Consider the following 23,778-nt stretch of genomic DNA (forward strand, 5'->3'; position numbering starts at 1 on the left):
GGCTGGGTTATTTTCCTAGAAGATCGCGGGCAATAATGAGTTTCATGATTTCATTGGTGCCTGCATAAATTTTTTGCACGCGGGCATCGGCCCAGGCGCGGGCCACCGGGTACTCCCACATATAGCCGTAGCCGCCGTGCAACTGCAGGCACTCGTCGGCCACCTTGCACTGGAGTTCTGTGGCGATGAGTTTGGCTTTGGCGGCGGTGGGTACGTCTAACTTGTCTTGCACGTGTAATTCCAGGCACTTGTCGATAAACACGCGCATGGCGGTAATTTCCGCACTGAGCTGAGCCAGCACGAATTGCGTGTTCTGAAAATTGGCTACGGGCTTGCCGAAAGCGGTGCGCTCTTTTACATAGGCGAGCGTGTTGGCAAGTACGCTTTCAGCAGAGCTGATGGCGCCAATCGCCACAGACAGCCGTTCTTGTGGCAGCTCTTGCATGAGGTATACAAAGCCCTGGCCTTCTGCCCCCAGTAGATTTTCCTTCGGTACTTTTACATCCTGGAAAAAAAGCTCTGAGGTATCTTGGGCTTTCATGCCGATTTTTTCGAGATTTTTGCCTTTACTAAAGCCCGGGCTGTTGGCCTCAACCAACAGCAGGCTGGTGCCGCTGGCGCCGGCGGCTGGATCTGTTTTGGCAACCACAATCACCAGGTCTGCCAGTTGGCCATTGGTAATAAAAGTTTTGGCACCGTTTAACAGGTAGTGATCACCCTCAAGCACGGCGGTGGTTTTAACACTTTGTAAATCGGAACCGGTGCCGGGTTCTGTCATGGCAATGGCGGTTATTATGTCGCCGCTTATGCACCCCGGCAGGTATTTTTGCTTTAGCGCCGCAGAGCCGTATTTGTAGAGGTAGGGTACGGCAATGTCTGAATGCAGCCCCCAGCCAATGCCGGTAAGGCCTAAGCGCGCCACTTCTTCGTCAATAATGGCGTTGTAGCGAAAATCCACACCCAGGCCGCCATCGGCTTCGGGAATGGTGGCGCCCAGAAAGCCCTGCGCCCCGGCTTTGTGCCAAAGCGCGCGATCCACCTGGCCATGCTTTTCCCACTCGTGGTGAAAAGGCACAGCTTCGGCCTCCAGAAATTTTGCTACGCTGTCGCGAAATTGTTCGTGCTCTGTATCGTAAACGCTTCTAGCAATCATGATCGGCCTCGTTATTGTTGTCTTGAAACAGGCGGTTTTCGTGGGCGGCTTTAATGAGAATTTCAGGCGGGGTGAAGCGCTCGCCGTAGCGCTCGGCTAGTTGTTCGGCGCGGGCCAAAAACGCGGCCAGCCCCGTTTGATTTACAAATTGAATGGCGCCGCCCGTCCAGGCAGGGAAGCCGATGCCAAAAATAGAGCCGATGTTGGCATCGCGCACGGCATTGATTACACCCTCCTGGTAGCAGCGCAGGGTTTCAATGGCCATTATGTAGAGCAGCCGGTCTTTGGCGTCTTCCAGGCTTAGATTTTCCGGTTGCACATTAAATTGCGCGATCAGTTCCGGCCACAGGTGCTTGGGGCTATCTTTTGGGTAGTTGTAAAAACCTTCGCCTGCGGCTTTGCCGCGGCGGTTCAGTTCAAGCATACGATCGAGCACTGCCTCGGCCGGGTGATTGGGGTAGGCCTTGCCCTCGGCTGCCAGATCTTGCCGGGTTTGTTCGCGCACTTTTTCCAGCAGTGTGAGGCTGACTTCATCTATTACCGCAAGCGGCCCCACGGGAAAGCCTGCCAGGAAGGCGGCGTTTTCAATGAGTGCCGGGTGGCTGCCTTCGCCTAGCATGGCCATGCCCTCGTGGGTAAAGGTGCCGAATACCCGCGAGGTAAAAAAGCCACGGTTGTCGTTCACCACTATGGGGGTCTTGCCAATTTGTTGCACGAAATCGTAGGCGTGTGCGAGGGTTTCGTCGCTGGTTTGCGCGCCGCGAATAATTTCTACCAAAGGCATTTTGTGCACCGGTGAGAAAAAGTGCAGGCCAATAAAACGCGCGGCGTCGTCGGCGGCGTGGGCCAGCCCCGTGATGGGCAGGGTGGAGGTGTTGCTGGCAATAATGGCCTGGTTAGAAAGATGCGTTTGCGCCTCGCGGGTGACACTGGCTTTGAGCTCGCGGTTTTCAAATACTGCTTCAATTACCAGCTCGCAACCGCTGAAGTCTTCGGGCAAGTCGGTGGGCGTGATGCGCGCCAAAATGGCCTCGGCCTCGGCGGCTTGCAATCGCCCGCGCTCAACGCGTGCCTGCAAAATTTTCCCCGCCTGCTGCTTGCCCTTGTTGGCCGCTTGCATGTCGATATCTTTAAGCACTACTGCAATGCCGCGATTGGCGCATTCGTAGGCAATGCCGGCACCCATCATGCCCGCGCCCAGCACGGCCACTTTTTTGATAGGCGCGCGCGCTTCACCGTCGGGCCTGCTGGCGCCGCTTTTTATTTCATTGAGCTGAAACCAGAATGTATTGATGAGGTTTTTACACACCTGCCCCCGGGCCAGCGTCACTATGTGGCGCGATTCAATGCGCGTGGCCGTTTCAAAATCCACTTGTGCGCCCTCAACGGCGCAGGCCAGAATTTTTTCAGCCGCCGGTAAACAGCCGTGGGTTTTTGCGCGCACCATGGCAGGCACTATGGGCAGTGTGCGCGCCAGTGCCGGTTGCGTAGGCGTACCGCCCGGCATTTTGTAGCCCTTTTGATCCCAGGGTTGCTGCACCTCTGGGTGGGTGGCGGCCCAGGCTTCGGCGCGCGCAATGAGGCCGGTGGTGTCTTCCGCAAGTTCGTGAATCAGCCCCGCGGCGAGCGCGGCCTCGGGTGAGAGCTGCTTGCCTTCGGTTAGCAGCGGCAGGGCCGCCTGCAAGCCCAGCAAGCGCACCATGCGGGTTACGCCGCCCGCACCTGGCAACAGGCCCAGGCTCACCTCTGGCAGGCCGATCTTTACCTGCGGCTGATTGAGCGCTACCCGGTGGTGGGCAAACAAGCACATTTCCCAGCCGCCGCCGAGTGCGGCCCCGTTAATGGCGGCCACCACCGGTTTGCCGGCGGTTTCTATTTTGCGCATGCAGGCTTTCATTTGCTCAACCATGTTGAAAAAATCTGCCGCGTTGTCGTCGCAAACGTTGCACAGGGCTTTGAGATCGCCGCCGGCAAAAAAGGTGTCTTTGGCGGAGCAGAGCACGAGCCCGCGCCACTCGCTGGCAAACAGTTCATCGGTCGCTTTTTGGAAATCGTCAGCGAAGGTTTGATCCATTAAATTGGAGCGGCTGTCGGGCCTGTCGAGCAACAGGTGGTGAATGCCGTTTTCGTGTTTAACAAGTTTTACGCTGCTCATTGGCACTCCTCCACGCGTTCAATCACCGTGGCGATGCCCATGCCGCCGCCAACGCATAGGGTGATTAAGCCAAATTGTTTGTCGCGGGCTTCCAGCTCGTCCAGCAGGGTGGCAGTGAGCATGGCGCCGGTGGCACCCAGGGGGTGGCCCATGGCAATGGCGCCGCCGTTGACGTTAATTTTTTCCATGGGTACGGCAAGCTCGCGGGCAAAGCGCATAACCACCGAGGCGAAGGCTTCGTTTACTTCAAACAGGTCTATGTCGTCTGCGGTGAGGCCGGCAATGGCCAGAGCTTTTTGCGCAGCCGGTGCAGGCCCTGTGAGCATTATGGTTGGGTCTGTGCCCACCAGTGCCGTGGCGCGCACCTTCGCGCGTGGCGTTAAGCCCCATTGGCTGGCGGCATTGGCGCTGCCGAGTAATAACACTGCCGCGCCATCCACTATGCCAGAGGAATTGCCGGCGGTGTGCAGGTGATGAATGCGTTCAACTTCCGGGTATTTCGCGCGTGCCACACCGTCAAAGCCCATGGCGCCTATGTCTGCAAAGGAGGGCGTGAGCGCGCCCAGGCTTTCCAGCGATGCATCGGGGCGAATGGTTTCATCCTGGGCGAGCAGGGTAAAGCCGTTGGCATCTGTCACGGGTATGACCGAGCGATTGAACGCGCCTCTGGCCCAGGCAGCAGCAGCCTTGTGGTGCGAGTGCATGGCGAACTCGTCGAGCTGGGTGCGGCTGAAACCCGCCAGGGTGGCGATTAAATCTGCGCCTATACCCTGTGGCATGAAGCCTGTGCGCGCGTTGGTTTCCGGGTCTAGCGCCCAGGCGCCGCCATCGCTGCCCATGGGTACGCGCGACATGGATTCCACACCGCCGGCCACCACCAGGTGCTCCCAACCCGAGCGCACTTTTTGCGCGGCCATGTTGACGGCCTCAAGGCCAGATGCGCAAAAACGATTGAGCGTGACACCTGCCACATCATCGTGCCAACCGGCGGCGAGTGCTGCGGTTTTGGCGATGTCTGCGCCTTGATCGCCTATGGCGGTTACGCAGCCCAGCACTATGTCGTCTACCTGATTGGTGGGGAAACCCCCGTTGCGCGTATGCAAATGGCCGAGCAGTTGCGTGAGCAGGCTGATGGGCTTGACCTCATGCAGCGCGCCGCTCGCTTTGCCGCGCCCACGGGGTGTGCGCAGGGCATCGAAAATAAAAGCGTCTGATGTCATGGCTTGTTCACTTCCTGATGTGTGGCGTGTGGTTTTAACTATAGGCCAGCGCACAGTTGCAATTTAATGACCCTTAGTGACAATGCCAGTGATCGCAGGTCTTGTGCAACGCCGTACACGAGGCAAACCGAGCAACCAAGGAGCCCGCGTGCTGCCGCTTGTTACCCACCCAGCTTACAGCTACCCCTTTCCCGCCAAGCACCGGTTTCCCATGCAGAAATTCGGCTTGCTGCACGCCTATTTGCAAAGCCTGGGCATCGCCACGCGCACCAATACCCTGAGGCCAGGCCGTTGCCAGCCGGGGCTGCTCACCCTGGCACACGATGAGGCCTATGTGGGCCGGTTTGTGAGTGGGCAACTCACCCATGCCGAGGTGCGCCGCATGGGCCTGCCCTGGAGCGAAGGGCTTAAACTTCGCACGTGTATTTCACCGGCCGGCACCTTGCTGGCCGCGCACTATGCGTTGGAATACGGCGTGGCTTGCCACCTGGCCGGCGGCACCCACCACGCGCACCGCGATTTCGCCTCGGGCTTTTGCATCTTTAACGATTTGGCCATAACCGCGCGCGCGATGCTTGCTCACACCCGCGTGCGCAAGGTGCTGATTTTTGATGTAGACGTGCATCAGGGCGATGGCACCGCGCGCATTCTTGAAGGCGATACGCAGGCTTTTACCTGTTCAGTTCACTGCGAAAAAAACTTCCCCGTGCGCAAGGCCGCCAGTGACTTGGATATCAACTTGCCGGTGGCCATGGGCGATGATGCCTACCTCAGTGTGGTGTCGCACACCTTTGCCAAATTGCTGCGTGAAGAGCGCCCGGACTTGGTGCTTTACGACGCCGGTGTTGATGTTTACGCAGACGACCCTCTGGGCTTGTTAAATATTTCAGAGGCGGCCATTGCCGCGCGCGATCGCGATGTATTGCGCCAGGCGCGCGAGGCGGGGGTGCCCATTGCCACTGTTATTGGTGGTGGCTACGACCGCGATCAACAGGCACTGGCGCGCCGCCATGCGCTTTGTGTTGAACAGGCGGCAATGGAGTTTGCGGGCATCTAGCGGCATTGGCTGCTGGTATACTTGCGCTTTTGGGTGGTGTGTTATGTCTGTATTGGTCGCGCTGCAAGCGCGCAGCGACTGTTGTGAATTGTGCAAAGCAACCGAAAACCTGAGCGCGCTGGAAGTGGGCCCGGATGCGGCGGCCAACTCGGATCGCCAAATTCTGGCCTGCGCCACCTGTGCCAACCAATTGGGCGGCAATGAGGCACTCGATGAAAATCACTGGCGGTGCCTGAACGATGCCATGTGGAGCAGCGTGGGTGCCGTGCAAGTGCAGGCCTATCGGCAATTGCAGGTGCTGGCAACGAATGCCCACTGGGCGCAAGAGCTGCTGGATGTGATGTATTTAGCGCCCGAGCTTGAAAGCTGGGCCAAGGCGCAGGCAGCCCAGCAGTCGGTGGTGCACAAAGATTGCCACGGCAATGTGTTAAGCGCCGGCGACAGCGTGACGCTCATCAAAGATTTGCCCGTTAAGGGCGCGAATTTCACCGCCAAGCGCGGCACTGCCGTGCGCGGTATTTCATTGGTGGCCGATAACCCCGAGCACATAGAAGGCAAGGTGGAGGGCCAGCGTATTGTGATCCTCACCCAGTATGTGAAAAAGAATTAAGTGCCCACGCCATTGGGCACGCAACCGCCCAAGACAACCGGCTAAGTCAGCAACCGCTTAATACAGCGGCCGCTTAATCGGCGGGGCTAGCAACGCGCAACTAACAATGAGTCGCTCGCATCTAAATTGCTGCCCGGCCTTTCGGTAATTTACAGCTCAACTGCGCGCGGTTTTGCGGCGCGCAACGGCCAGCATCAAGGCGCCAAAAAGCATTAACAAGGCGCTGTTGGGCTCTGGCAGGTTGGTGACCATTTTAGAGGCGTAAAGGTTTATGTGAGATAAGCCGCCGCCTTTGCCAAACACATTGTGAAAGGCCCAGTCGCCACTGCTGACGCCCTGCTGGATTTCAAATACAAACCACTCGTCTGGCTGGCCGCCGGTGCCGAACTTAAAGCCGAGTGCGGCATCTTCGTAGTGGTTCCAGAAGTCGCTGTCGAAGCTCCAGGTGCCGGTGCTGGATTTGTTGGCGCCGGCCACGATGGAAAAGTTGATATTGAACGGGTCGAAGGGATCGAGCGCTGTGTCTACATCGTCTTTGCTTTTCAATACCCAAGGGTCGCTGGTGGCCAGCAGGAAGGCATCGGTGGCGGGGTTGCCGCTGATGTTGCCGGTGCCTGCGTCCAGGCAGCTCATGGCCTGGGTATCGCTCATAGACATGTAGTTATTGCTGGTGTCAGCACAGTTTATGGGGGTTGCGCTTACCTGCGCGGCCGCCAAAACCAGTGTGCAAGCGACGAGAATCCGTTTCATTTTTCTTGCCTCGCGAATTTGTAGGGTTGCCGAGCTACCGCCGGGTAGCTGTGTCGCCCATTTCAACGCAAAAAGTGTTCCCGAAAAATAAAATCTAATTAATTCAATGGCTTACGCTTTTCTCGCCACTCGACGTTTGGCGCCTATGTTAAGAAAACCGACGTTAAGAAAATCGACGTTAAGAAAATCGGCGCGCGCTAGCACTCTAGCGCCTTGTTCGCACGGGCAAGATTATCGCGCAGGTGCTGCGGGTTGATGGTGCCTACAATGGCGCTGGTAACGCCTGCAGTTTGCAGCACGAAATCCATGCTGGCTTGCACAGGATCCGCGCTTTGGCCGTTGCACAGATGGCCGCTGGCGAGCGCCTTTTTAATGAATACGCCTTTTTGGTGGCTGTGGCAGTAGTCGATAACGGGCCGCTCGGCCTGCTCGTTCAGGTTGTAGGTCACCATCACGCCATCGGCAATTTGTGCAGCCTTTAAACCGCCCTCAACGGTTTTGGTAGACATGCCAAAGGCGCGGATTTTGCCTTCGCGCTTGAGCTCGGCCAGCTGCTCCAGCGCGCCTTCTTGTTCGATAATGTGCAGGTCATCGCCGTTGGAGTGCACCAGCACTATGTCGATTACATCTGTGTTTAGCCGCTGCAGGCTGCGCTCGATGCTGTGGCGTGTGTGGGCTGCGCTGAAATCAAAATGCGATTCGCCGTTGCTGAATTCCTCGCCCACCTTCGAGCAAATAACCCATTGCTGGCGCTGGCCCTTAAGCAGGTGGCCCAGGCGCGTTTCGCTGGTGCCGTAGGCGGGGGCCGTGTCGATTAAATTTACGCCCAGCTCGCGCGCTAAATTAATGAGTGCCAGTGCCTCGGCGTCGCTGGGCAGCTCAAACCCTTTAGGGTATTTCACGCCCTGATTGCGGCCAAGCTTGACGGTGCCAAGGCCAATGGGGCTTACCTCGATACCGGTGGAACCAAAGGGGCGTTGCATCATGATTGTTGTGCCTCGGTGGTGGGGAAGGCGGTATCCCACGGGGTGGGGGCAATGGGGGCGGCCGGCAGAAATGCCACGGGGCTTTGGCGGTGGGCGGGGGCAATGCCGTCTGCCTCAAGTAATTGCAGCAGGCTTGTGGCCATGTTCGGGGCCAGTGTGAGCTTGGTGGGCCAGCCCACCAGTATGTTGCTGGCGCGCCCGTCTGTGCGTTGTGCCCGTGCGGCAAAGGCTTGATCGGGGCGGGCGAAGTTGCGCTGGCGCGGCTCGGCGCGATCAACGCTCAACGTGGCCCATTGCGCCTGGGATAAATCCACCCAAGGCATGAGCTCGGCCAATTCCTGTTGCGCGCGGGCAATCAGTTGGGCCGGGGTGTCTTGCACGCCCTGTTCGGCCAGGCTGCCGCCCAGGTACCACACAGTGGCGCCATCGGCGCAGGGGTGGCTTGAGATGGTGAGCCTTGGGGTTTTATCGGCGCCCAGGCAGTGGCCGTAAAACCTGTAGCCCAAATGGTGCTTAACCATCACCTGTTGCAGCGGGCGCAGTTGCATCCGGGGCTGGCTGCAGCCGGCGGCCGCCAGCAGCTGTTCGTTGCCGCGCCCGGCGGTAAATATCACTCGCCTGGCGTTAATTTGATGGGTTTGCCCCTGGTGTTCGGTAATCACCGAAACGCCCTCCGGGCCCTCGGTCAAACGGCTGTGCGCCCAATCGACTTGCCGGCAGCGGCCTTCGAGGTTGGCCGCCAGCGTTTGGATCACGCTGGGTACGTCTAACACCAGATCTACCAGCTTGTAGAGGTCGAACTTGCGCCCGGCGGCCGCCAGCAGTGGCGGGTAATCTTTCGGCTGCAGGGCATCCACACGCCCGCGCAGTGCCTTGCTGGCAAAAAAGGTGGTAATGCGTGAGGTGACGCTCTGGCTTGCCCACATGTAAAAGTGTTCAGATAACACCCGAGCACCGGTTAAATCCACGTCGCCCTTGCCTGCAAGGCAGGCCGCCCAGTGGGCGGGCATATCGGCAATGGCTTCACTGGCGCCGGTGAGGCTGCCGGTGAGCGCATATTTTACGCCGCCGTGAATCATGCCTTGGGATGCCATGGATTGCTGATCGCCCAGGCCCGACTGCTCCAGCAGCAAGGTGTTGTACCCCGCGCGCATCAGCCGATTGGCCAGCCACAGGCCCGCCACGCCGCCGCCGATGATGAGGGTATCGAAATGGTGTTGCTGCACTGTCATGGGCGCTTCCGTACAAAATTTCGCGAATTATACGGCAAAGGCTCAGGCCCGGCTGCCCCGCCGCCGTGGTGGCAGGCTGCGGCATTCGGTATGCTTGCGCCTTTGTCAGCCACTGCCCCCACTATGATGCGCGCGTTTTACACACTGTTTTTGTATTTGGCCCTGCCGGTGATTGCCCTGCGGCTCTTGTGGCGTGCGCGCCTGGCACCGGCCTACCGGCGGCGCTGGGGCGAGCGCTTTGCCCTGACGGGCGAGCTGCCCGCGGGCCCGGTGATTTGGGTGCACGCTGTGAGCGTGGGCGAAACCCTGGCTGCACTCGACATGATTCGCGCGCTGCAAACCCGCTACCCCGATCACCGGGTGCTGGTTACCACCACCACACCCACCGGTTCCGAACGCGTGCAAAGCGCCTTGGGCACAACCGTATCGCACGTGTATTTGCCCTACGACCTGCCCGATTGCTGGTGGCGGTTTTTCAGCCGCGTGCAGCCTGCGTTGCTAATTGTGATGGAAACCGAGCTTTGGCCCAATTTGCTGGCAGCCTGCGCCGCCCGCCAGGTGCCGGTGTTGCTTGCCAATGCCCGGTTATCCGCCCGCTCTGCGGCCGGTTATGAGCGCTTGGGTGGCCTCACCCGGCCGATGGTTGCGCGGCTGAGCAAAGTGGCGGCCCAACAAGCCCCCGATGCCGAACGCTTTCGCGCACTCGGCGTTGCGCCTGAGAAAATCACCATTACAGGTTCCATCAAATTCGACCTCACCCTCACCGAGGCCCAGCGACGAGCTGCGGCCGTACTGCGCCAGGATTGGGCCCCGCGCGATGAAATACTGTGGCTGGCCGCCAGTACCCACCAAGGTGAAGATGAAATTATTTTGGCCGCCTTTGCCAAGGCCCGCACCCAGTGCCCGGCGCTGCGATTGATTTTGGTGCCGCGCCACCCGGAGCGCTTTGATCGCGTAACTGCCCTGTGTGAGGCGGCAGGCTGGCACACCCAGCGGCGCAGCCGGCGCACCGAGGCGAGCTTTGATGTATTGGTGGGCGATACCATGGGCGAGCTGCTGATTTTTTTTGGCGCGGCGCATCTGTGTTTTGTGGGCGGCTCGCTGGTGCCCACCGGCGGCCACAACATGATTGAACCCGCGGCCTGGGCCAGGCCCGTGTTGTGCGGGCCACACCTCTTTAACTTTGCCGAAGTGTCGCGCCTGATGATAGACGCAGGCGGGCTGCAAACAGTGAGTGACGCCGATGCAATGGCCGAGGCGGTAGTCGCGCTCGCCGGCAGTGAGGCGCACCGCGCGCGTATGGGCCTGGCCGCGCAAGCGGTGGCAGAAGCCAATCGCGGCGCGCTGGCCCGGCTGCTCGCGGAAATAGATCAGCTGGTGTGAAGGCTCTAAATAGGAAAATCGGTTGCCCATGAGTTTGAGCGAATTATTCAAATGGCAGCGCGGCAGGCAAGCAACGGGCTACCACAAAATGTTTCTTGGCGGCGCCCGTTGGCCAGTTGCCTTCGATATGTATTTACTGAAATTCCCCCAGGGCAGTGAGATACCCGAGCATACAGACGCAGTGCCCAGTGGCCGCCATTACCGCCTAAATATTGTGTTAAAAAAGGCCAAAAAAGGCGGGGATTTCACCACTGTTGTCCCATAGTTTAAGTTTCCATGGAAGGCAGACGTTGATACTACCTATATCTCAGAGTTTCTAAGCGATATCTGGACATGAAATCTGGGGCGAAGTTTGTGACACGACGTAAATACATCCATGTAGTCTCGACACCCGCGTCCATGCGGGTGACGGTCACAACTCCGCCCCATATTCCATGCCTGTAGATTTGTGGGACAGCTGTGGGCGCTTCACGTGTTCAAAGCCCATATTCGAAACCCGGAGAATAAAAATATTTCGCCCGGATGTCGCTGCCCACTCTGTGAGTAAAATTTTAATGGGTAGCCGTTATGTGCTGAGCATTGGTTGGCTTTTACGTGAGTGAACCTTGCCCTAAACCGCGTTGCCGCTGGCTTGTGGCATTGGGTGAAATGCTGTTGCCTGAGTCGCCCGGAACTGGCTGCCGGTATTTACTTTCAGTGCATTAGATTGCCGCAACGGGCATGGGTTTTTGGTGGCGCATTTTTCAGCCAAGCCACACATTTTTCATTTCACTTTCTGCGCAAACTTTTCAGGTTTGATGTGTGCGACCGTTCGCGTTTTTTAAAAGCGCTACTGCACAAATAGCGCCTTGGGAGCAAAGGCTTGCGAGAATTTTTGCGGCAAAAAAACACGGCCAATCAAGCGGGGCTTGATTGGCCGTAGGGTGTTGCGGGCAGTAAACGGGTTTACTGTTCGTACTTGGCGCGGTTAACTGCGGCCAAATCATCAAGCCACTCGTTGATTTGCACCACATCGGCGGGCGTTAAATTGCCGGCTACCGCTTTCAGCTGGAACTGGTTAATCACATAGTCGTACAGGGCGTTGGAATAGTCGCGGCGCGCCTGGTAGAGGGTGCGTTGTACTTGCAGTACGTCTACCAGGTTGCGGGTACCCACTTCATAGCCCGCCTGGGTTGCTGAAACCGCGCTCAAGCTTGAGGTAATGGCCTGCTTGCGCGCGGCTACCCGTGCGACATCGGTGGTTACCAGTAAGTGCAGCGAGCGCGCCTGTTGAATGGTGTCGCGCATGGCTTTGTTGTACAGCTCTTCGGCTTGCATGGCCGTGCCATAGGCCTGGCGCGAGCGCGCACTGGTGCCACCGCCTGCGAAAATCGGCACCGAAAGATTAACGCTTGCCGTGGTGCCGTTACTGGCGCGATCGAGCAGGGCGTTTTCCAGGTTGTCGCTATCTGAATCGCTATAGCCAATGCTTGCACTTACGGTGGGGTAGTGGGCCGCGCGGGCGCTTTGCGCACCACGGCGTGATGCTTCGGCGGCGAGCTTGGCAGATTTCAGCTGGTAGTTATTTTTTAAGGCAAACTCTACCCAGTCGGCGCGTGTCTCGGGTTGCGGTTTGCGCACGGGGAAATCTTCTTTCAGCGGCGCAATGGTGTTGTGGGCCTTGCCGGTTAATACTTCCAGGGCTTCAAAGGCAATGCCAAGGTTGCCGCGCGCGGTGAGCGTTTGTGCCGTGGCAATATCGTACGAAGCCTGGGCTTCGTGTACATCGGTGATGGCCGTTAAACCCACCTCAAAGCGCTGTTTGGTTTGCGCAAGCTGGTGCGAGTTGGCGTTTTCTTCGGCAATAGAGGCTTCCAGCGTGTCGATGGCGCGCAGCACATTAAAGTAGGCCGTGGCCACACGCACAATCAAATCCTGCTGGGCGGCGCTGAAGTCGGCTTCGGCTTTGTCCGTTAAATCCACGCCTTGCTGGTAGCCAAACCAGGCGGCCATGTTAAACAGCGGCTGGGTGAGTGTGGCGCCCCAGCTGGTGGTTTCTGTGTTGGATACTTCCGGTACACCCACCTGGGTCACATCCAAATCGGATTTGCTGTAGCTGGCGTTGGCGGTGATCAGTGGCAGCAAGTTGGCCAGGCCGATATTTTTGGCTTCGCGCGCGCTGCGGTAGGCTGCGGCATCGGCTTTGATCTGGTGATCGTTCTCAACGGCCTGTTGGTAGATGTCGTTCAGTGTGTCGGCCTGGGCAAATGGCAGGCTGGTGAGCAAGCCTGCCGCGCAAATCCAGCGCAGTGCTTGGGCTAGCGGTGTACGGGAAGACATAGACGCATCCTTCGATGACGGTTTACTGAGGGTTATGAGCGGCAAGGTTACCTTAACAATTCTGTACCTCCTAGTATGAATTGCCTAAAGAATCGTTAATTTAGGGTGAACAGAATGCCCATTGAGACGGGCCGGGTCATTTGTGCATGGCAGGTGCAATTTGGCGTTGGTGCCTGGCGCGCCAGGTTTGCGGGCTTACCCCAAACCAGCGCTTGAAGCTGCGGGTAAAGGCCGAAAGCTCGGAAAACCCGAGCATGGCTGCCACATCGGTAATGCGGTAAAACCCGTTGCCCAAATAGTGCTGTGCTTGTTGCTGGCGCACGGATTCCTGCACCTTCTGAAAGCTCGTACCCTGTTGCTGCAAGTGGCGCTGCAATGTGCGGGCGCTGTAGCCGATGGCGCCGGCAATGCGTGAGAGCTGGCATTCATCGGTGGCCAGGGTTAAGGCGATCACTTCGCGCAATTGCTGCAGCAAATCCTGCCCGTGGCGTTGTTCCAAATGCTGGCGCAAGCGCTCCGGAAATTGCGCCGCATCCGGGTGTAGGGGGTGACTCAGCAACTTGCCCTCCAGCACCAGTGCCAGGTGTGGGTGGTCAAAGCCGATGGGGCAGTGAAAAAACTGGCCGTAAGGTGCGATGTTTGCAGGCGCCGGGTGGCTGAAGTACACAGCCCTTGGGCGCCAGTGGTTGCCGCAAAAAACCTGAATCAAATCGTAGGCCAGTGCCAGCGCGTGATCCTGGAAGGTGGGGGTGCGGGCAATTTGGTCAAACCGCCCGCGCACAATCAGGTGGGCAAGTTCGCCTTGGTGCATCAGTTCGATATCTACCGTTTGCACCACCATGGAAAGATGCTGGCTAAACACCGAAAGCGCCTCTCCCACGGTGCGACACTGGCGGGTAAGGCTCGCCAGCGGGCCGAAAATAAACAGCCCCTGCCGGCGCGCCAGTACCAGCCCAAGGTGGGGCCAGCCCAGCGCCTTGGCCGCAAGTAGCAGCAGCCGGTTGTGGCACTCGAAGGGAATCAGGTCTTGGGCGGCGTCTTGCAGCGCAAGTGCCAGGCCCGCCTCGGCAAACAGCGGCGCCGGGGCTATCCCTTGCTCTGCCAACAATTCCGGCAAGCCTGTGAGAAAGTTTTTGCTGATCAGCGGGTAGGGCATAACGTGCCTTAAACCTGGCCATAGCTAAATTAAGGGGTGGCAAAGTGCCGTGCATGGCGCACAAGGTCAAACCTTTGGCGTGTAAAGTCAAGCCGAGGGTGCGTATTTCGCTAGACTCCTAGCCATTCATCGCTGCTGCGGGCGGCCAGACAGGGAGCAAGGCATGGCAAAACTCTACGACTACGTGATAGTGGGCGGCGGCTCAGCGGGCTGCGTATTGGCCAACCGGTTGAGCGCCGACGGCAGCACCCGGGTGTGTTTGCTAGAGGCCGGCGGGGCCGGCAACAGCGCGTTAATCCGCACGCCGCTGGGGGTCATAGCGGCCGTAGCCGGTGGCCTGTTCAACTGGCGCTACTACACCAAAATTCAACCACCGCTGGGCAATCGCCGCCTTTACTGCCCGCGCGGCAAGGCGCTCGGTGGCAGCAGCGCCATTAACGCCATGCTATATGTGCGCGGCCAGCCGCAGGATTTTGACCGCTGGGCAAAGGATGAAGGCTGCCCCGGTTGGGATTGGGCCAGCGTGTTGCCCTACTTTAAAAAAGCCCAGCACCAAGAGCGCGGCGAGAGCGAGTTTCACGGTGTGGGTGGGCCGCTAAATGTGGCAGATCTACGCCACCGCCACCCCTTGTGCGAGGCGTTTATCGAGGCGGCCCAGCAGGCCGGACTTGCGCGCAACGACGATTTTAACGGGGCCGAGCAGGCAGGCGTTGGCTGGTTTCAAACCACGCAAAAAAATGGCCAGCGCTGCAGCGCGGCAGCGGCCTACATTGAGCCGATAGTGGCCGAGCGACGCAACCTCACGGTGATCACCCACGCGCACACCCGCAAGGTGTTGTTTGAAAATAAACGCGCGGTGGGGGTGGCGTACGAGGTGGACGGCCAGGTTTTTAGAGCGCGCGCGGCGCGCGAAGTGATTCTCAGCGCCGGGGCTTTTGGCTCTCCGCAGCTGCTGTTGCTCTCGGGTGTTGGCGCGCCGGAAAAACTCGAACCCCACGGCATTGAATGCGTGCACAATTTGCCCGGCGTGGGTGAAAACCTGCAAGATCATGCGGATGTATTGGTGGTTTGCAAAGATAAATCGGCACTCAGCTGGGGCACCTTGCGCCCGCGGCAAATGCTGCGCAGTGTGTGGGCGCTCGGGCGCTATGTGTTTCGCAAAGACGGTATGTTCAGCTCTACCGTGGCCGAAGTGGGTGCGTTTTTTAAGGCGCAGCCAGAGGCCGCCACGCCCGATGTGCAGTTGCATGTGTCTCCCATCGCCATGGCCAATCACGGCCGCCACCTGCCCTACTATTTTCGCTACGGGTTAACGGTACACGTGGGGTTACTCAGGCCCCACAGCCGCGGGCGCATTACCCTTGCCAGTGGCGACCCAAAAGCAGCCCCGGTGATTGATTTGAATTTGTTGGGTGACGCACGGGATGTGGCGCCCCTGGTGGCGGGTGTGCAAAAGGTGCGTGAAATTTTGCGCCAGCAGGCCCTTGCGCACAGCTATGCAGGCGAGCTGCGCCCGGGCGACGATGTGCAATCCGAGGCCGAACTTGCAGCCTTTGTACGCGCTGAAGCCAACCACATTTATCACCCGGCCGGCAGCTGCAAAATGGGTACTGATGCGCAGGCGGTGGTAGATCCACAGCTGCGCGTGCACGGCTTGGCGGGCCTGCGGGTGGTGGATGCCTCGGTAATGCCATCGCTCATTAGCGGCAACACCAATGCGCCCACCATAATGATTGCGGAAAAAGCCGCCGATATGATTTTGGCGCAAGCAGACGAGGCGTCTTTGGCCAGCAGCGCAACAGCGTGATTGAGGTTTAGCTTGTGTGATTTAGGCGGTAAACCAGCAGCTTTCGTTGAACGTTGATGAACTATCAGGGCGTTTGCCACTCCAAAAAAAGGTAAAACACCCTGCACCCATTAATTGCATGGCGCGCTACTTTTTTGCCAAACATAGGGGTCACCATGAAAAGCCTTTCTTCAAAAACGTTGTTTGCAGCCGCAGTGGCACTGGCGGGTGTGCTGATGATGCCGGCTTCCAATGCCTTGGCCGAGTCCGCACCAGCCGATGGTCTGGCGCCTGTGAAAGTGAAGCGCCTGGATGAGGTGCGAGCCAAGCCCGGTGTGGCCTGGGGCGAATACACCCATGTGCAATTGCTGGCGCTGGATGTGAGCGATGTTGCAATTAAGGCGCCTGCGCAGACCCACAAGCGCGATATCAAACCACTCACAGATAAACAAAAAGCGGCCTTGTCGGAATCTTACGCGCGTGCGTTTACCCGTGAGTTGATTGAAGACGGTATATTTAAAACCGCCGAGCAAGGTGCGGCCAATACCCTGGTGATTCGCGCAAAACTTGTAGAGATTGCGCCCAATTATATTCCCAGCAGTGGCTTTGCAATGTCTGGCAGACATCGCGTGTACGCAGAAAACGCGGGCAAAATGACCATGACATTTGAATTGCTCGATGGCGCGAGTGGTGAGTTGCTGGCACAAATTACCGACGAGCGCGAGGGCACGCGCATGTGGCGTGAAATCAATCCCGTAGAAGTGCGCTCGCAAACGAACCAGATCATGAGCAGTTGGGCGCGAATTTTTCGCAATCACCTCGATGACCTGGGCCGCCACTGATCTGCAATCGCCTCGGCCACACCGGCGCGCCCGCGGGTTTGGCCAGTTTTAAATACTGCTATACACTCCCTCTGTTACCCCATCGGCCAAAGGCCGCTCTATTCACGGTGCACCAAAAGGAATGCCCTATGCAGCGCATCTTTATTGCAGGCTTGGCCCTCATGCTGGCGGCTTGTGCCTCCGAGCCCAAACAAACGCCCCCGCTCAAAAAAGAGCAGGCCGATCTGTCGGCGTTTTCGGTGATCAGCGTGACAGATCCCGCTTTTAAACCCGAGCCTGGCAATACCATCAGCTGGGTGTCTGATGTGATTTTTGTGGGCCAAGACGATGCCCAAGACGACCCCGACATGCTCGAATTTGTAAAGGCCAGTGTGAGTGAAAACTTATCCGTCAAAGGCTATCGAATGGGCGAGGGCATGAACGCCGACTACCGGGTGATTGCACTGGTGCAGGTGGGCGATGAAAAATTATCCGATGAAATGCGCGAGTTGTTCCGGCTCTACCCAAGCCTTGGGCGCGACAGCCAGCTGCACAAGGGCATGCTGATTGTGGCCATTGCGCGCCCCGGCAGTGTGGAAGCCCTGTGGCGCGGTGCCATTAAAGTATTCTTGGATGATCATCACGTGCTCACCCCCGAGCAGCGCCTCCTGCGCCTGCGCATGGCCGTAAATAAAGTGCTGGCATCAATGCCCAAGGCGCGTTGAGCAAAGGTTGCAGCGTAAAATGATCGAGCCGCAGTTTCAGTTGGGCGACGTGGAAGTTGCCGAGAAAGAAACCACCTACCAAGGGTTTTTCCGCATGGCGCGCCTGAAGCTGCGCCATAAATTATTTGGCGGCGGCTGGAGTGGCTGGATGACCCGCGAGCTGTTTGAGCGCGGAGATGCCGTGGCGGCTATTTTGTATGACCCGCAGCACGATCTGGTGGGCTTTGTTGAACAGTTTCGCGTGGGCGCACTCAAGCAACCCTACGGGCCCTGGTGCCTGGAAGTGGTGGCCGGCATGACCGAGCCCGGTGAAACCCCAGAACAGGTGATGGCCCGCGAAATAGAAGAGGAATCCGGCCTGCAGGCGGCGCGGCTCATTCCCATTTGTAACTACCTCAGCAGCCCCGGCGGCACCGATGAACAGCTGCACCTGTTTTGTGCAATCTGTTCACTGCAAGGGGCGGGCGGAGTGTTTGGCCTGGCCGCTGAAAACGAAGACATTCGCCTGCATGTGGCACCGGCCGGAGAGGTATTTGCCAACCTCTATCAGGGCAGGTTCAACAATGCCGCCACCCTCTTGTGCCTGCAGTGGCTCCAGATTCATCACGCCGAACTGCGCAGTGGGTCAAGTCTCTAGCGTTCAAAGGGTGAGTTTGGCCGCAACTTGTGCCATGCTTAGCGGCATATAGAGGCATTTCGGGCCAGAATTATGGCAACTTATTCAGCTATTCGTGCGCGCCGCCGCCACCAGGTAGATCTGGTGGAGCAACAGGCGTTGGGCGATCTGAATTACGCGGCCATTATGCGCCTGTTGCCGGATTTATCGCACCGCAGCCAGTGGTGTTTTAATGTCTGTGCGCCGCAGCGCGACTGGCGCATTACCATTTCTGTGGATGAGCGTGCGAGATTCACCACCAGCGTGATAATATCGCGCCATCAGGGCGACTGCCGTTGGACCCGTTCGCCCGTAATGAAGGTGCGCTTGTACCACGATGCACAAATGGCCGAAGTGGTAGCCTGGGAGCGGCACCGCGTAAACCGCGGGCACTATGCCTACCCCAATACCAAGATGTATCACGCCGATGAGAAAGTGCAGCACAATCGCTTTCTCAAGGAATGGTTGGCGCACTGCCTCGCCGAAGGCAAGGTGCTGGATGCCAACTTGAAGTTAACCGGCTAAGCCCGGGCAACGGAAGAATAGGACTGGTTCAACCGAATGGACTTCCCAAAACACATTGATTTCCCCGCCGATCGGCCCTTTCGGTTGCTGCAGATTACCGATTGCCATTTAGGTGAGTACCCGGGCGAAGAACTCCTGGGCCTCAACACCGATGAAAGCCTGCACGATGTGTTGGCCATGGTGGCAAACGAGCCGGCGGATCTAATCATCAACACCGGCGATGTATCCAGCCACGGCCACAAAGGTTCCTACCGCCGCTACCAAACCTTGGTGGATGGCTACACCAATGTGCCCCACGCCTGGTTGCCCGGCAATCACGATTTACCCGAAGCGATGGATGCCTCAGTAAAAGGCGGCAGCCCCCGGGTGATAGAAGCCGGCCCCTGGCAGTTCATTTTGTTAAGCACCTACGTGCCCGGCCACGAGCACGGCGATTTAACCGCGGCCGAGCTCGATTTTCTGGCAGCAACCCTTGCGGCTTCCAGTAAGCCTGCGTTGGTTTTTTTGCACCACCAGCCGCAGCCGGTGGGCAGCGCCTGGATTGATCAATACACAGTGCGCGCCAATAAGAAGTTTTTTGAGCTCATTGATCCGTGTGCCCGGGTCAAGGGTGTGGTTTGGGGCCATGTGCACCAGGCTTACGATCAAATGCGCGGCCACATTCGCATGCTGGCAAGCCCCTCTACCTGCATCCAGTTTTTGCCCGATAACGACGAGTTCGCCCTAGACGACGCCATGCCCGGCATTCGCTGGTTTGAGTTGCACGCCAATGGTCGCTTCGACACCGGCGTTAAGCGCATTGCACAAAAAGATTACCCCATCGATTTTAACTCCACCGGCTACTGATGCCCCGACTGCTGTACATACACGGTTTTTTAAGCTCACCGGCATCGGCTAAAGCCGTGCAGGTGCGCGACTGGCTGGCCGTGCAGCACCCGGAGGTTGAGTTCATTTGCCCGGCGCTCTCGCCGCACCCACAAGCCACGGCCGAGGCGTTGGAGGCTATTGCAGGTGCCCGTGACGAGCCCCTGGGCGTGATGGGTTCATCGCTTGGCGGCTTTTGGGCCACCTGGCTGGTTGAGCGCTTCGGTGTGCGCGCGGCGCTCATTAACCCGTCAACCAACCCCATGGCGCTGCTGCCGGCATACATCGACAAGCCGGTTAAAAATTATCATACCGACGCAACCTACACGCTCACGGGGCAAGATCTTGCAGACCTTGCCCAGTACAACCGGCCTGTGATTGAACGGCCTGCCAACTATTGGCTGCTGGTGCAAACCGGCGATGAAACCCTCGACTACCGTCTGGCGGTAAAAAAATACCATGCCTGCCGGCAAACAGTAGAGTTGGGCGGCGATCACAGCTTTCAGAACTTCGAACGTTTTATTGCCCCGGCGGTGGATTTTGTGCTGCCGGGTCTGGAGTCTTAAATGGTTAAATTGCCTTGGGCTTTGGGCCTGATGCTGGCCACCGCTGCATTGCCGTCACTGGCAGATCCTCTGGCCACCGATGCGCCCGATAGCCAAGCATCACAAACCCCTGCACCCATAGTCACTGGCCCCTCCAAGGCCATGCGCGAATGCCTGCTGGAGAAGCTTAAAACCGCAAGCGATGAACTGGAGCTGGGAGACTTGCGCGCAAGCTGCGCCAAGGTGCAGGAATTAAAACAGCGTGAATTGGTGGAAACCGAAACCCGGGGCGAGCCCAGCCCGGTAACCGAGCGGCTGCTGGCCGAGCAGGAATCGCTGGATAACCCCTTTGAAATCTCTGCATACCGGCGCAATTACGTGCTCTTGGGTTCATATAACGACAACCCGAACACCGAGATCTGGGCGCAGGACTACCCGGATTTCAACATGAACAACACCGAGGTAAAACTGCAACTCTCGTTCAAGGCGCTGGTGGCGCGTGGCATTTTGGGGGCAGATTTATGGGCCGCCTATAGCCAACAAAATTGGTGGCAGCTGTACACAGATTCGGCGCCCTTTCGTGAGGCCAACTATGAGCCCGAGCTGATATTGCGCTGGGATACCCACCTCACAGGCCTGGGTTTCACCGTGCGCGCACTCACAATGGGTTTTAATCACGAATCCAATGGCCGCGCCGGCGAACTGTCGCGCAGTTGGAACCGGCTGATGAGCACGGCAGTGATCGACAAGGGCAACCTGGTGATTGTGCCCAGGCTCTGGTGGCGCCTGCCTGAAGACGAAGGGCAAGACGATAACCCGGATATCGACGACTACCTGGGCGTGGGGGATCTCGCGGTGGCCTACAAGTGGGATGAGCAATTGTTCACCACCACACTCAAGGGCGGCCAGCAGCGTAACTTCAACCACTACGGCGTCCAGCTGGATTGGACCTTCCCCTTAGGCGGGCGCTTCAAGGGCTACGTGCAGTACTACAACGGCTACGGTGAAAGCCTGATTGACTACAACCACCGCAACCACCGCATCGGCTTTGGCATATTGCTGAACGACTGGCTCTAGCCCCATCGCTCAACAAAGCGGCCGCAACTGCGGTATAGTGGCCGCTGCACAATAACCCTATTCAAAAGCCTTCATCTGATGTCTAACTATAACGCCCAAGATATTGAGGTCTTAACAGGCCTGGACCCGGTTAAAAAACGCCCGGGCATGTACACCGAAACCACCCGCCCGAACCACCTGGCGCAAGAGGTGATTGATAACTCGGTGGATGAAGCCCTGGCAGGCCACGCGCGCCAGATAGACGTGGTGCTGCACAAAGATCATTCGCTTACCGTCAGTGACGATGGCCGTGGCATGCCGGTAGATTTACACCCGGAGCAAAAAAAGCCCGGCGTTGAAGTGATACTTTCAACGCTGCATGCCGGCGGCAAATTCTCCAACAAAAATTACCAGTTTTCCGGCGGCCTGCACGGCGTGGGTGTGTCGGTGGTGAATGCCCTGTCTGAGCGTTTGGTGGTGACCATCAAGCGCGACGGCGAGGTACACCAAATTGAATTTTCCAACGGCGAAAAAACCCGCGACCTCACCGTGATAGACACCTGCGGCAAGCGCAACACGGGCACCGCAGTGCACTTTTTGCCGAACCCAAGCTATTTCGATTCCGCCAAGTTTTCGGTATCGCGCTTGCGCCATGTGCTGCGCGCCAAAGCGGTGCTGTGCCCCGGCTTAAAAGTCACCTTTAAAGACGAGCAAAGCGGCGAAACCGATGAGTGGTATTACGAAGATGGCCTGTCTGATTATTTGAACGCCGCCACCCAAGGCTGGGAAACCCTGCCCAAGGCGCCCTTTGTGGGGACCTTTACCGGCAGCACCGAGGCCTGCGATTGGGCCGTGCAATGGTTGCCCGAAGGCGGTGAAGCCATTCAGGAAAGCTACGTAAACCTGATTCCCACCGCCCAAGGTGGCACCCACGTGAATGGCCTGCGCACAGGCCTGCTGGAAGCCATGCGCGAGTACTGCGAGTTCCGCAATTTGTTGCCGCGCGGCGTGAAACTGGCACCGGAAGATATCTGGAGTGCCTGCTGTTATGTGATGTCTTACAAGCATCACGATCCGCAATTTTCCGGGCAAACCAAAGAGCGCTTGTCGTCACGAGAGGCCGCGGCGTTTGTATCGGGTGTGGCCAAAGACAGTTTCAGCCTCTGGCTGAACCAGCACACAGAAGATGGCGACAAGCTTGCAGAAGTGTGCATTAGCAACGCCCAAAAGCGCGTGCGCTCCAGCAAAAAAATTGCCCGCAAAAAGGTTACCCAAGGCCCGGCGCTACCCGGCAAGTTGGCCGACTGTTCCTGCGAGGCCGAGCGCGGTGAATTGTTTTTGGTAGAGGGTGATTCGGCCGGTGGCTCTGCCAAGCAGGCACGCGATCGCGAGTGCCAGGCCATCATGCCGCTGCGCGGAAAAATCCTGAACACCTGGGAGGTAGATTCCGCTGAAATTCTGGCAAGCCAGGAAGTGCACGACATCGCCGTGGCCCTGGGGGTAGACCCGGGCAGCGATGATTTAAGCGGTTTGCGCTATCACAAGATTTGCATTCTGGCCGATGCCGACTCAGACGGCCTGCACATTGCCACGCTGCTGTGCGCGCTGTTTTTGCGTCACTTCCAGCCGCTGGTAAAAGCCGGCCACGTGTTTGTGGCCATGCCGCCTTTGTACCGTATCGATTTGGGCAAGGAAGTTTTTTACGCCCTGGATGAAGCGGAAAAGCAGGGCATTCTGGATCGGCTGGAAGCCGAAAAGAAAAAGGGCAAACCCAACGTGCAGCGCTTTAAGGGCCTGGGTGAAATGAACCCATTGCAGCTGCGCGAAACCACCATGGCCGCCGATACCCGGCGCCTGGTGCAGCTCTACGTTGACGACGGCGACGACACCGCGCAAATGATGGATATGATGCTGGCCAAAAAGCGCGCCTCAGATCGCAAGCAATGGCTTGAAAGCAAAGGTAATCTGGCAGACATTGCACTATAAATTGGCGCTTCGGGTCGATACTGCGAGCTGATGCTGCTAGCCACAAAACTGTGGGAAAAGTTGATACTCAACCAAGGTGTGACACATGAACAAACTGACTACTTGGGGCTTGGTTGCAGTGTTTACACTGCTTGTCGGGTGCAGCAGCTTGCCGCAGGCAGACAGCGACTGGGATGAAAATTTCGACTTTTCCAAGGTGAAAACCTACAGCTTTATCGATCGCGCCAAGCTGCGCGACATGACACCGCTCACCAGCGACATCACCCGCAATCGCATTGAAAATGCCGTTGAGCGGAACATGGCGGCCAAGGGCATTGCCTACGAAAAAGACGCTACCAAGGCCGATATTCTGGTGAGTTATCACGTCACCACCAAAGACAAGCAAGACATCCGCACCTACAATGCGGGCGTAAAGCATTGCTGGAATTGCCGTTGGGGCATTGGCATGGGCATGGGTGTAAGTACCCGAGAGGTGCGCGTAATGGATTACGTAGAGGGCACGCTGATCATGGACATGATAGATACGCAGTCACAGGAATCCGTGTGGCGCGGCATGCTGAGTGCACGCATCAGCGATTTGAAAACCCAGCGCGAGCGCATCGAATCCATCAACTTGGCGGTAAACACCATTCTGGCGCAGTTCCCGCCTGCAGCTGATGCAAAATAACCCTGTTGGGTGGGGTGTGTGAGCGGGCCTCGGCAGTTTCAGGTTAGCAAGCTAAATAGTGTGTGCCTTTGTATGGGCTGTTTGCCCTCAAGCGCGAGCTTGGGGTTGGCGCGTACAGAGCAAGTTG

The 23,778-nt window shown here is 58.0% G+C and carries 21 protein-coding genes; 13 read left to right on the forward strand and 8 right to left on the reverse strand.

The genetic code is table 11. From position 1 onward, the window contains the following. Nucleotides 1–7: 7 nt before the first annotated feature. Genes L1F30_RS01185 through L1F30_RS01195 form a run of 3 tightly spaced genes read right to left on the reverse strand, consistent with a single transcriptional unit; the run spans nucleotide 8 to nucleotide 4,528 of the window. Complete coding sequence (locus L1F30_RS01185; RefSeq protein WP_253358414.1) at nucleotides 8–1,153, reverse strand: acyl-CoA dehydrogenase family protein; 1,146 nt, start codon at nucleotides 1,151–1,153, stop codon at nucleotides 8–10. Then, nucleotides 1,143–3,308, reverse strand: a complete 2,166-nt coding sequence (locus L1F30_RS01190; protein WP_253358415.1) for a 3-hydroxyacyl-CoA dehydrogenase NAD-binding domain-containing protein — start codon at nucleotides 3,306–3,308, stop codon at nucleotides 1,143–1,145. Before L1F30_RS01190 ends, L1F30_RS01185 begins: the two co-directional genes overlap by 11 nt. Next, on the reverse strand, nucleotides 3,305–4,528 hold the full coding sequence (locus tag L1F30_RS01195; RefSeq protein WP_253358416.1) for an acetyl-CoA C-acetyltransferase: 1,224 nt from the start codon (nucleotides 4,526–4,528) through the stop codon (nucleotides 3,305–3,307). Before L1F30_RS01195 ends, L1F30_RS01190 begins: the two co-directional genes overlap by 4 nt. A 148-nt stretch (nucleotides 4,529–4,676) precedes the next feature. On the opposite strand from L1F30_RS01195, the gene L1F30_RS01200 reads away from it, so the two are divergent. After that, nucleotides 4,677–5,585: a histone deacetylase gene (locus L1F30_RS01200; protein ID WP_253358417.1), complete on the forward strand. Its 909-nt coding sequence runs from the start codon at nucleotides 4,677–4,679 to the stop codon at nucleotides 5,583–5,585. Nucleotides 5,586–5,628: 43 nt separating this feature from the next. Continuing rightward, nucleotides 5,629–6,195, forward strand: a complete 567-nt coding sequence (locus L1F30_RS01205) for an alkylphosphonate utilization protein (protein WP_253358418.1) — start codon at nucleotides 5,629–5,631, stop codon at nucleotides 6,193–6,195. 156 nt (nucleotides 6,196–6,351) lie between these two features. On the opposite strand, the gene L1F30_RS01210 is transcribed toward L1F30_RS01205, so the two are convergent. The 3 genes from L1F30_RS01210 to L1F30_RS01220 form a co-directional block, all read right to left on the reverse strand. Further along, nucleotides 6,352–6,945, reverse strand: a complete 594-nt coding sequence (locus tag L1F30_RS01210) for a PEP-CTERM sorting domain-containing protein (protein WP_253358419.1) — start codon at nucleotides 6,943–6,945, stop codon at nucleotides 6,352–6,354. A gap of 197 nt (nucleotides 6,946–7,142) precedes the next feature. Further along, on the reverse strand, nucleotides 7,143–7,931 hold the full coding sequence (locus L1F30_RS01215) for an aldo/keto reductase (RefSeq protein WP_253358420.1): 789 nt from the start codon (nucleotides 7,929–7,931) through the stop codon (nucleotides 7,143–7,145). Further along, nucleotides 7,928–9,163 carry an FAD-dependent oxidoreductase gene (locus tag L1F30_RS01220; RefSeq protein WP_253358422.1) on the reverse strand — a complete coding sequence of 412 codons (1,236 nt, stop codon included), beginning with the start codon at nucleotides 9,161–9,163 and terminating at the stop codon, nucleotides 7,928–7,930. Before L1F30_RS01220 ends, L1F30_RS01215 begins: the two co-directional genes overlap by 4 nt. A 123-nt stretch (nucleotides 9,164–9,286) precedes the next feature. On the opposite strand from L1F30_RS01220, the gene waaA reads away from it, so the two are divergent. Next, nucleotides 9,287–10,546, forward strand: a complete 1,260-nt coding sequence (gene waaA, locus L1F30_RS01225) for a lipid IV(A) 3-deoxy-D-manno-octulosonic acid transferase (RefSeq protein ID WP_253361869.1) — start codon at nucleotides 9,287–9,289, stop codon at nucleotides 10,544–10,546. A 945-nt stretch (nucleotides 10,547–11,491) separates the two neighbouring features. On the opposite strand, the gene L1F30_RS01230 is transcribed toward waaA, so the two are convergent. Together L1F30_RS01230 and L1F30_RS01235 are read right to left on the reverse strand one after the other, a co-directional pair. After that, a complete protein-coding gene (locus tag L1F30_RS01230) occupies nucleotides 11,492–12,865 on the reverse strand; it encodes a TolC family outer membrane protein (protein ID WP_253358424.1) in 1,374 nt (457 codons plus the stop codon). A gap of 136 nt (nucleotides 12,866–13,001) precedes the next feature. Continuing rightward, nucleotides 13,002–14,021 carry an AraC family transcriptional regulator gene (locus L1F30_RS01235; protein WP_253358426.1) on the reverse strand — a complete coding sequence of 340 codons (1,020 nt, stop codon included), beginning with the start codon at nucleotides 14,019–14,021 and terminating at the stop codon, nucleotides 13,002–13,004. Between the two features lie 163 nt (nucleotides 14,022–14,184). On the opposite strand from L1F30_RS01235, the gene L1F30_RS01240 reads away from it, so the two are divergent. From L1F30_RS01240 to L1F30_RS01285, 10 genes are all read left to right on the forward strand, one after another. Continuing rightward, nucleotides 14,185–15,828 (forward strand): GMC family oxidoreductase, encoded by a 1,644-nt coding sequence (locus L1F30_RS01240; RefSeq protein WP_253358428.1) that lies wholly within the window; start codon nucleotides 14,185–14,187, stop codon nucleotides 15,826–15,828. A gap of 155 nt (nucleotides 15,829–15,983) precedes the next feature. Beyond that, nucleotides 15,984–16,649 carry a DUF3313 family protein gene (locus L1F30_RS01245; RefSeq protein ID WP_253358430.1) on the forward strand — a complete coding sequence of 222 codons (666 nt, stop codon included), beginning with the start codon at nucleotides 15,984–15,986 and terminating at the stop codon, nucleotides 16,647–16,649. A gap of 128 nt (nucleotides 16,650–16,777) precedes the next feature. Beyond that, complete coding sequence (locus L1F30_RS01250) at nucleotides 16,778–17,353, forward strand: hypothetical protein (protein ID WP_253358432.1); 576 nt, start codon at nucleotides 16,778–16,780, stop codon at nucleotides 17,351–17,353. A 19-nt stretch (nucleotides 17,354–17,372) separates the two neighbouring features. Then, nucleotides 17,373–17,990 (forward strand): NUDIX domain-containing protein, encoded by a 618-nt coding sequence (locus tag L1F30_RS01255; protein WP_253358433.1) that lies wholly within the window; start codon nucleotides 17,373–17,375, stop codon nucleotides 17,988–17,990. Between the two features lie 72 nt (nucleotides 17,991–18,062). Further along, nucleotides 18,063–18,533, forward strand: a complete 471-nt coding sequence (locus tag L1F30_RS01260; protein WP_253358434.1) for a DUF1249 domain-containing protein — start codon at nucleotides 18,063–18,065, stop codon at nucleotides 18,531–18,533. A 36-nt stretch (nucleotides 18,534–18,569) separates the two neighbouring features. After that, nucleotides 18,570–19,379: a 3',5'-cyclic-AMP phosphodiesterase gene (cpdA, locus tag L1F30_RS01265; protein ID WP_253358435.1), complete on the forward strand. Its 810-nt coding sequence runs from the start codon at nucleotides 18,570–18,572 to the stop codon at nucleotides 19,377–19,379. Then, nucleotides 19,379–19,963 (forward strand): YqiA/YcfP family alpha/beta fold hydrolase, encoded by a 585-nt coding sequence (locus L1F30_RS01270; RefSeq protein ID WP_253358436.1) that lies wholly within the window; start codon nucleotides 19,379–19,381, stop codon nucleotides 19,961–19,963. Before cpdA ends, L1F30_RS01270 begins: the two co-directional genes overlap by 1 nt. Beyond that, nucleotides 19,964–21,019 (forward strand): phospholipase A, encoded by a 1,056-nt coding sequence (locus tag L1F30_RS01275; protein ID WP_253358437.1) that lies wholly within the window; start codon nucleotides 19,964–19,966, stop codon nucleotides 21,017–21,019. Between the two features lie 75 nt (nucleotides 21,020–21,094). Continuing rightward, nucleotides 21,095–22,984, forward strand: a complete 1,890-nt coding sequence (gene parE, locus L1F30_RS01280; protein ID WP_253361871.1) for a DNA topoisomerase IV subunit B — start codon at nucleotides 21,095–21,097, stop codon at nucleotides 22,982–22,984. An 85-nt stretch (nucleotides 22,985–23,069) separates the two neighbouring features. Beyond that, nucleotides 23,070–23,651 carry a DUF4136 domain-containing protein gene (locus tag L1F30_RS01285; RefSeq protein WP_253358438.1) on the forward strand — a complete coding sequence of 194 codons (582 nt, stop codon included), beginning with the start codon at nucleotides 23,070–23,072 and terminating at the stop codon, nucleotides 23,649–23,651. Nucleotides 23,652–23,778: the final 127 nt, after the last annotated feature.

It is taken from the genome of Simiduia sp. 21SJ11W-1, assembly GCF_024138675.1.
GTDB lineage: Bacteria > Pseudomonadota > Gammaproteobacteria > Pseudomonadales > Cellvibrionaceae > Simiduia.

Coding starts and splice junctions, on each gene's coding strand:
- L1F30_RS01185 (WP_253358414.1), bottom strand. CDS start 1,153: ATGATTGCTAGAAGCGTTTACGATACAGAGCACGAACAATTTCGCGAC.
- L1F30_RS01190 (WP_253358415.1), bottom strand. CDS start 3,308: ATGAGCAGCGTAAAACTTGTTAAACACGAAAACGGCATTCACCACCTG.
- L1F30_RS01195 (WP_253358416.1), bottom strand. CDS start 4,528: ATGACATCAGACGCTTTTATTTTCGATGCCCTGCGCACACCCCGTGGG.
- L1F30_RS01205 (WP_253358418.1), top strand. CDS start 5,629: ATGTCTGTATTGGTCGCGCTGCAAGCGCGCAGCGACTGTTGTGAATTG.
- L1F30_RS01210 (WP_253358419.1), bottom strand. CDS start 6,945: ATGAAACGGATTCTCGTCGCTTGCACACTGGTTTTGGCGGCCGCGCAG.
- L1F30_RS01215 (WP_253358420.1), bottom strand. CDS start 7,931: ATGATGCAACGCCCCTTTGGTTCCACCGGTATCGAGGTAAGCCCCATT.
- L1F30_RS01220 (WP_253358422.1), bottom strand. CDS start 9,163: ATGACAGTGCAGCAACACCATTTCGATACCCTCATCATCGGCGGCGGC.
- waaA (WP_253361869.1), top strand. CDS start 9,287: ATGATGCGCGCGTTTTACACACTGTTTTTGTATTTGGCCCTGCCGGTG.
- L1F30_RS01230 (WP_253358424.1), bottom strand. CDS start 12,865: ATGTCTTCCCGTACACCGCTAGCCCAAGCACTGCGCTGGATTTGCGCG.
- L1F30_RS01235 (WP_253358426.1), bottom strand. CDS start 14,021: ATGCCCTACCCGCTGATCAGCAAAAACTTTCTCACAGGCTTGCCGGAA.
- L1F30_RS01240 (WP_253358428.1), top strand. CDS start 14,185: ATGGCAAAACTCTACGACTACGTGATAGTGGGCGGCGGCTCAGCGGGC.
- L1F30_RS01245 (WP_253358430.1), top strand. CDS start 15,984: ATGAAAAGCCTTTCTTCAAAAACGTTGTTTGCAGCCGCAGTGGCACTG.
- L1F30_RS01250 (WP_253358432.1), top strand. CDS start 16,778: ATGCAGCGCATCTTTATTGCAGGCTTGGCCCTCATGCTGGCGGCTTGT.
- L1F30_RS01255 (WP_253358433.1), top strand. CDS start 17,373: ATGATCGAGCCGCAGTTTCAGTTGGGCGACGTGGAAGTTGCCGAGAAA.
- L1F30_RS01260 (WP_253358434.1), top strand. CDS start 18,063: ATGGCAACTTATTCAGCTATTCGTGCGCGCCGCCGCCACCAGGTAGAT.
- cpdA (WP_253358435.1), top strand. CDS start 18,570: ATGGACTTCCCAAAACACATTGATTTCCCCGCCGATCGGCCCTTTCGG.
- L1F30_RS01270 (WP_253358436.1), top strand. CDS start 19,379: ATGCCCCGACTGCTGTACATACACGGTTTTTTAAGCTCACCGGCATCG.
- L1F30_RS01275 (WP_253358437.1), top strand. CDS start 19,964: ATGGTTAAATTGCCTTGGGCTTTGGGCCTGATGCTGGCCACCGCTGCA.
- L1F30_RS01285 (WP_253358438.1), top strand. CDS start 23,070: ATGAACAAACTGACTACTTGGGGCTTGGTTGCAGTGTTTACACTGCTT.